The 467-nt window shown below is 60.0% G+C and carries 1 protein-coding gene; it reads right to left on the bottom strand.

Annotated features, from left to right (window positions below; genetic code table 11):
• Positions 1-188 precede the first annotated feature (188 nt).
• Positions 189-467, bottom strand: a 279-nt coding sequence (locus I6F21_RS37715; RefSeq protein WP_249787630.1) for a thiamine pyrophosphate-dependent enzyme, incomplete at its 5' end; no start/stop codon positions are given.

Below are 467 nucleotides of genomic sequence, written 5' to 3' on the forward strand. Positions count from 1 at the left end.
TAGACGTGCAGTCGGCAACCGGGTTGGATAAGCCGCATAGCCATCGCGGCGCCCATGTTGCCAAGGCCTAGAAATCCGATGTGGGTAATCTCGCTCACGTCCGTATGTCTCCGTATCTGGATAGTGTTCCGCGCGCCGCTCCTACCAGCTTGAATGGCGTTGCAGGTTGCGGCGCAGGTCAGGCGTTCTCAAATCATTAACTCGATGAGGAAGGGGCCGTTCTGGCGGAAGCTCTGCCGCATGAGGTCGGCGCACTGCTCGAGCGTTGTTGCGCGTGCTGCCTCCACGCCCATACCGGTGGCGAGCCTGACCCAGTCGAGATCGGGATTCGATAGATCGAGCATGCCCATGGCGGTGGGTCCCGGTGTTGCTCCGACGTTCTCGTATTCGCCGATCAGGATCTTGTACTTGCGGTTGGAAAGGAGAATCGTCGTGCAGGGAAGTCGTTCGCGGGCCTGCGTCCAAAG

It is taken from the genome of Bradyrhizobium sp. NBAIM03, assembly GCF_020194055.1.
Lineage (GTDB): Bacteria > Pseudomonadota > Alphaproteobacteria > Rhizobiales > Xanthobacteraceae > Bradyrhizobium > Bradyrhizobium yuanmingense.